The 6,463-nt window shown below is 67.7% G+C and carries 5 protein-coding genes and 1 pseudogene; 1 reads left to right on the top strand and 5 read right to left on the bottom strand.

Annotated elements, in window-relative coordinates:
- The 5 genes from R1101_RS26780 to R1101_RS0113875 all read right to left on the bottom strand — a co-directional run.
- Nucleotides 1-1,619: LCP family protein (locus R1101_RS26780; protein ID WP_269726635.1), on the bottom strand; the 1,619-nt coding region annotated here is incomplete at its 3' end.
- 644 nt (nt 1,620-2,263) lie between these two features.
- Entirely contained in the window at nt 2,264-3,406 is a 1,143-nt protein-coding gene (dusB, locus tag R1101_RS0113860; RefSeq protein WP_016934011.1) for a tRNA dihydrouridine synthase DusB, read from the bottom strand.
- A gap of 144 nt (nt 3,407-3,550) precedes the next feature.
- The gene (locus R1101_RS0113865; RefSeq protein ID WP_016934012.1) at nt 3,551-4,504 is read right to left on the bottom strand and encodes an acyl-ACP desaturase; all 954 of its coding nucleotides are present in this window, start codon (nt 4,502-4,504) and stop codon (nt 3,551-3,553) included.
- Between the two features lie 217 nt (nt 4,505-4,721).
- Nucleotides 4,722-5,324 carry a DUF937 domain-containing protein gene (locus R1101_RS0113870; protein WP_016934013.1) on the bottom strand — a complete coding sequence of 201 codons (603 nt, stop codon included), beginning with the start codon at nt 5,322-5,324 and terminating at the stop codon, nt 4,722-4,724.
- Nucleotides 5,325-5,424: 100 nt separating this feature from the next.
- Nucleotides 5,425-5,886 carry a hypothetical protein gene (locus R1101_RS0113875; protein WP_016934014.1) on the bottom strand — a complete coding sequence of 154 codons (462 nt, stop codon included), beginning with the start codon at nt 5,884-5,886 and terminating at the stop codon, nt 5,425-5,427.
- A gap of 174 nt (nt 5,887-6,060) precedes the next feature.
- Here R1101_RS0113875 and R1101_RS0113880 point away from each other — a divergent pair.
- A pseudogene (locus R1101_RS0113880) lies at nt 6,061-6,463 on the top strand (hypothetical protein); the annotation flags it as partial.

Consider the following 6,463-nt stretch of genomic DNA (forward strand, 5'->3'; position numbering starts at 1 on the left):
CCGGAGACACCGGAGGCATTCGAGACCTGCACCGACACCGACGAGGGATCGACGGCGAGCTGTGCCGGCAGAGGTTCGGCGGGTGCGGGTGCGGTCTCCTCCGGCACGTCCTCGCGTTTCTCACCCGGCAGGGGCAGGTCGTCGATGATGGCGGTGAAGATCGCCTCGATGTCGTCCGTCCGGGGAATCTCGTTGCCCCAGTCGTTGGTGCCGGCGGTGGGGATGGTGAGGAAAGACACCGCGCCGGCCTCGACGTTCTGCATCGAACGCCCGAGTTTGACGAGCGACTCGGTGTTGACGTTCTCGACGAAGGTCGCGCGGGTGAAGGCGCCGATGAACCCGTTGAGCTTCCCGGGATCGAGCAACACCTTGTTCGACAATGTCGAACGCAGCAGCGACGACAGGAACTTCTGCTGCCGGCTGATCCGGCCGTAGTCGCTGTTGCCCTCCGAATCGATCTTGCGGGCGCGGACGTAGTCGAGTGCGCGTTTCCCGTCGAGCGTGTGGGTGCCGGGTGTCTCGATGAGGGGACCGAGCTCGTTGTCGATCAACGGTATGGGGGTACACACCTCGACCCCACCGATCTCGTCGACCATGGATTCGAAGCCGGCGAAGTCGATGCCCACGAAATGACCGATCTTCAACCCGGAGATCTTCTGGATCACCTTGACCAGACACTTCGGCCCGCCGAGCGCGTACGTTGCGTTGAGCTTGTCGCCTTCGGCGGCCGGATACAGTTCGGAATCGTAGTCGCCGGTCGCGCTGTCCCATCCGCGGCATACCGGGCGTTCCACATCCAGATCGCGGGGGAACGACACCGCGACCACGCGGCTGCGATCCGCGGGGATGTTGACGAGGATGACGGTGTCGGCACGAGCGCCCTCGGCGTCGTCGACGGTTCCGGCTCCGATCGCACCGCTGGCGCCGGCGCGGGTGTCGGTGCCCACGATCAGATAGGTCTCGTCGCCCGTCTGGCCGATCGGGTCGACGATGTCGTCCGATTCGGTGTCCAGTGCGGCGATCTGGGAGAAGCCTGCCTCCGTGGAACGGAGGTATCCCCACACCGCACCGTTGCCCAGCAGCGCCAGGACCGAGACGAAGGCCACTGCCGCTCGCACCGCGAACCGGAGGCGTTTCCGCTTGCGTTGCTTGCTCTGAGCGAGACGGCCGAGGGTGCCACTGCCCACCGGTCGGGGCAGCGCGGAGTTGTGTGCCTTCTCGTCGTGCTCGTCCTCGACGGGCGGACGGTCGTCCACGGAAGGAACCGCGTCGATCTTGACGGTCGGCTGTTCGTCCACGACCGGCGGTTTCTGTCGAGGAGGTGGTGACTGCGACGCGCCGACAGGAGGTGCCGGTCGCGACTCCGTCCGAGGCACCGCTCGCGACTCCGTCTGAGGCACCGCTCGCGACTCCGCCTGAGGCACCGCTCGCGGTGGTGGCGCCGGGGCCGCGTGGGACGGAGGGCCGGTCATACGATCCGGTGCCTGGGCGCGCGGCGGGAGGGGATTCTCCGGTGGCCGGGAATTCTCCGGTGGCCGGGGACGGGACGGTCCCGGTGGCACTCGGGGCGGTGCCGGCGGTGCGCCCGCGGTCGGCGGTGCCGAAGGGGCCGGCGGCATCGGAGGATGGGGGTCGGGCCGCGCAGGAGGGCTCGTCGGTGTCGAGCGGGCCGGCGGCGCCACCGGGGGAGGCGTTCTTCGCGGGAGCACCGCCCCTCCGGATTCGTCCTCGGATGCCACGTACCGGGAAGGCTCGGGGCCGCGAGGATGTGCCGGAGGCAGTGACGATGTGGACGTGCTCGGCGGATCCGGCCGGGGAGGGGGATCGGATCGTCGCCCCACCTTGTCGAGCAGTTCGGCGACGGTGAGCTGTTCCGGATCGTCCGAATCCGCAGCCCGGCGATTGCGCGCACCCTCGTGGCGACCGGAGTCGGGGTCGGGCTCGTCGGAGCGGTGCACCCCACCCGCGCGGCTGCGCCTGCCCGGACGGGCTTCGCGGTAGGTGCTGTCGGCTATCGGTCGTTCCCAGGGAGCGCGAGGATCCGGAGATCCTGTCTCGTGCTCCTCGTCCACCGATACCTGCTCCTTCTGCGGTCGCGCCGCATCGTCATCCGTCGTCGTCCACCCGATCGCTCAGCGGCGACCGTCGCGAGGACTCCGCAATGATACTGATCGCCGGTCGCATGTGACCGTGACGCGGCTGTGACGCACGACATCCGTGGGTCGATCCGCGAATCCGTCCAGGACAGCCCCCGAGGAAGGACTCATCCTCCCGAGTGCATCATGTCGGCGCCCTCGGGCACGCAGGTGTCCTCCGGGTCGTCGAGCCAGCCGTCGGGGAGCGCGACGCTGCTCGGCGAACCCTGGCGTCCCCGCGGGCCTTCGGCATCGGCGGGGAACGGCACGTCGTGGTCGAGTTTGCCCAGCAGATCGTCGAGTTCGGCGAGCGTCGACACTCGGGCGAGCCCGTTACGGATCTCCGACCCGGCCGGGAATCCGCGCAGATACCAGGCGATGTGCTTGCGCATGTCGCGCAGGCCGCGGTCCTCACCGTGATGGTCGGCGAGCAGTTCGGCGTGTCGGCGCATGATCTGCGTCACCTCACCGAGATTCGGCGGGGTGGGAATCGGGCGACCGCCGAGCGCGGCACTGAGTTCGGCGAACAGCCAGGGGCGCCCGAGGCAGCCGCGACCGACGACCACGCCGTCGCAACCGGTCTGCGCCATCATCTTCTCCGCATCGGAGGCGTCGAAGATGTCGCCGTTGCCGAGCACGGGTACGCCGGTGACGTGTTCCTTCAACCGCGCGATCTCGTCCCAGTCGGCCGCTCCCGAATACCGTTGCGCTGCGGTCCGGGCATGGAGGGCCACGGCTGCTGCTCCCTCGGCGGCCGCGATGCGACCGGCGTCGAGGTGAGTGTGGTGTTCGTCGTCGATCCCGATGTGGAACTTGACCGTTACCGGGACGTTCGTGCCCTCCGTGGCGCGGACGGCAGCCGCGACGATCTGCCCGAACAGTCTGCGCTTGTAGGGGAGGGCCGATCCTCCGCCCTTGCGGGTCACCTTGGGGACCGGGCACCCGAAGTTCATGTCGATGTGGTCGGCGAGGTTCTCGTCGACGATCATCTTCGCCGCGGCGTAGGTCGTGTCGGGGTCGACGGTGTACAGCTGCAGCGACCGCGGTGTCTCGGTGGGACCGAAGGTCGTCATGTGCATGGTGACCGGGTGCCGCTCGACGAGGGCGCGTGCGGTGACCATCTCGCACACGTACAGACCCGACGTGCTGCCGGCCCGTTCGAGTTCGAGTTCGCGGCACAGCGTACGGAATGCGACGTTCGTCACTCCCGCCATGGGCGCCAGCACGACCGGGCTGTTCAGTTCGATCGAGCCGATACGGAGGGAAGACATGGGTACCTCTGGAAACCGTTGTGTGACAAAGAAATAGCGTGCCCGTTCGTGGAGGACCGCGGAAGCGACTGTGCCCGGCTCCGAAATCGGCGCCGGGCACAGGATAACCTCCGTCGCGATCGGGCGTCGGCGCCCGTACGGGACTCAGGCGTTCGCGCCCACCTTCTCGCGCTTCGCGGCCTCCCGGGCGAGGGAGCGGTCGCGCATCTCCTCGAACCGGCCTGCCTGGCGTTCCAGCTCCTCGAGGAAGGTGCCGAGCTTGTCGAGATCGCGCTGTGCCTCGCTGCCGAGATCGCGCTCGAAGATCCTCCACTTGCGGAGTACCGGCATCACGACGTCGTCGAGGTGCTGACGCAGGTCGTAGATGCCGTGCTTGGCCATGAGCACGCCGTTGCGACGGAAATTCGGCATACCGGCGCCCGGCATCTGGAAGTTCTCGAGCACCTCGACGATCGCCGCCAGCGTCTGGGCCGGTGCGACGTCGATCGCCGCGTCGCAGATGTTCCGGTAGAAGATCATGTGCAGGTTCTCGTCGGCGGCGATGCGCTGGAGCATCTTGTCGGCGATCGAGTCGTCGCAGGCACGTCCGGTGTTGCGGTGCGACACGCGGGTCGCGAGCTCCTGGAAGGTCACGTAGGCGACCGAGTGGAGCATGCCGGTGGAGTTGGGGGACGCGAAGCCGTTCGTCATGTGCTCCATGCGGGCGTTCTCGAGCGCGACGGGATCGACGCCACGCGTGACGACCAGGTAGTCGCGCATGACGATGCCGTGGCGGTTCTCCTCCGCCGTCCACCGGCCGACCCAGGTGCCCCAGGCACCGTCGCGGGAGAAGCTCTCGGCGATCTCGCGGTGGTAGGAGGGCAGGTTGTCCTCGGTGAGGAGGTTGGTGATCATGGCGGCCTTCGCGACCTCGCCGAGTTTCGACTGCTCGGGCTCCCAGTCGACACCGCCCATCGCGGCGAAGTTGCGGCCCTCGTCCCACGGGACGTAGTCGTGCGGATGCCAGTCCTTCGCCATCGAGAGGTGCCGGTTGAGGTTGGCTTCGGCTACAGGCTCCAGTTCGCGCAGCAACTCCAGTTGAGTCAGGACTCGCGTCATACTCTTCTACCCCTCACATCGTGTCCGTGTACTCCGCCGGCATACGGAGAAGGGGAGCCCGGCCGATCATCCGATCGTCGCCGCTGCATGCGGCCGCACCGTGCAGTGGCCCCCCACATCGCCCGGATCACGGTACAGGTCCGGAACGCTCGAGGACAGTACCGTCCCGATCGTGCTGCATCACAGAGAAGAGCGGAACGTGTTGTTCCAGAGGCTCTCAGCGCTTGCCGCCGCCGAGAAGTCCACCGAGGAGTCCGCCGAGACCACCACCCGAATTGCCACCGAGCACACTGCCGAGGACGTCGCCGAGACCACCGCCGGCCGGGGCCGAACCGCCGCCGGCGTTCTTCAGCAGACCTCCGAGGAGATCGGCGAGACCGCCACCCTGCGAGGTGCTCGCGGAGTTCGCTCCCGCGCCACCGCCGATCTGCTTGGCGAGATAGGACAGCACGATGGGAGCGATGATCGGGAGGACCTTGGCGATCAGATCGTTCCCGCCCGCACCGTTCACGGAGCCGAGGGTCGAGATCACCTGCTCCTTCTTGTCGCCGAAGACGTTGGAGACGATCCTGTCGCCGTCCTCGGTGTCGATCCCGTCGACGTCGACGTCACCCTCGGCCAGGCTCGAGTCGGAGTGCTTGCCCAGCGCCGAGAGCAGCGACGCCGCCCCCGTCGCGTTCCGGGCGTTGGCGTCGAGACCGCCGACGAGGGTGGGGAGCGCCGCACGGACGGCTGTCTCCGCCGTCGCTGTGTCGACGCCGAGTCGCTGCGCCACCTGCGCGACCGGGATACGGGACATCAGTTCGTCGAGACTTGCCATCGTTCCTGCCTTGACTTGTGGGTGTCCCGAAGCGGTCACCCCGTGCGGAGAGCGTATCGGGACCGGCCCCGCTGCAGGGGGAGGCTCGGTCCGGGGAAGCTCAGTCCAGGGAGGCGCGACTCGTCGAGGAACGACGCAGTGCGATGAGGCAGCACAGGAGCGCGACGAGCGTGCCGCTGAACAGAAGGACGGTCCCGTTCTGATTGGTCAGCGTCGTGCTGCGGTTGAGTTCGACGTACTCACCGTGGGTCTGGAACAGACGAGTCCAGAACACCACCGCCGTGGCGACGCCGATCAGCGTCCCGGCCCAGCCGACCGCCACCGAGTCGAACAGTGCGGCCGCGAGCAGGAGCGCTGCGGCCACCACGAGTGGGACCGCGAGGGACTCGTACAACGGCAGACCCGGGACCGCGACACTCGCGAGGTCGCCGGCGGGGAAGCCGTCGCGCAACGCCACCAGGGGAATCTCGGTGGGACGTATTCCGCCGACCACGGGCAACACCGATCCGATTCCCAGAGCGACAGCGGCCAGGAACAGGCCCAGATCCACGAAACTGCGCATGTCCCTCCCCGGACGGCGAACGTTCGATTACCCCTGCGGCTCACCGTATACAAAGTCGGGCAACCGTACCGGGTGAAATTCGCAGTGCGAAGGGACCTGCTGTGAAAGCGGTGGTCCGTAGGCTGACATGCGTACGGCAGGTACGCACGTACCGATCGGCGAGGAAGGTTCCGGATGACGAACAGCGATGTCGAGACCGTTTCGCGGAAGGGGTTACCGCCGTGGGCCAGGAAGGTCATCACGGTGGTCGTGGCAGCGATCGTGCTCGTGATCGCTTATTACGCGTCGGCGGCGTTCGTTCCACGCTGGTGGGCGCAGCGGATCGCCGGGCTCGCGGACGGTGGATTCACACGGGGAGTGCTGTGGGGTCTGCTCTTCGGCATCCTCTGCACGGCGATCCCGATCTCGTTGCTCGCGTGGATCTGGCAGGTCCGTAACTGGAGATACCACCGCGGACTGCAGATCGCCCTCGGCGTGCTCGCGCTGGTGGTCGCTCTGCCGAACCTCATGACCTTGACGGTCGTGCTGGGCACCGGCAACGGCGCGCACGCCGGGGAGCGGATCCTCGACGTGGACG

It is taken from the genome of Rhodococcus sp. R1101 (assembly GCF_000278445.1).
GTDB lineage: Bacteria > Actinomycetota > Actinomycetes > Mycobacteriales > Mycobacteriaceae > Rhodococcus > Rhodococcus gordoniae.

Excerpts from the sequence above, each read along its gene's own strand:
- R1101_RS0113875 (WP_016934014.1), bottom strand. The coding sequence starts at position 5,886 with ATGCGCAGTTTCGTGGATCTGGGCCTGTTCCTGGCCGCTGTCGCTCTG.
- R1101_RS0113870 (WP_016934013.1), bottom strand. The coding sequence starts at position 5,324 with ATGGCAAGTCTCGACGAACTGATGTCCCGTATCCCGGTCGCGCAGGTG.
- dusB (WP_016934011.1), bottom strand. The coding sequence starts at position 3,406 with ATGTCTTCCCTCCGTATCGGCTCGATCGAACTGAACAGCCCGGTCGTG.
- R1101_RS0113865 (WP_016934012.1), bottom strand. The coding sequence starts at position 4,504 with ATGACGCGAGTCCTGACTCAACTGGAGTTGCTGCGCGAACTGGAGCCT.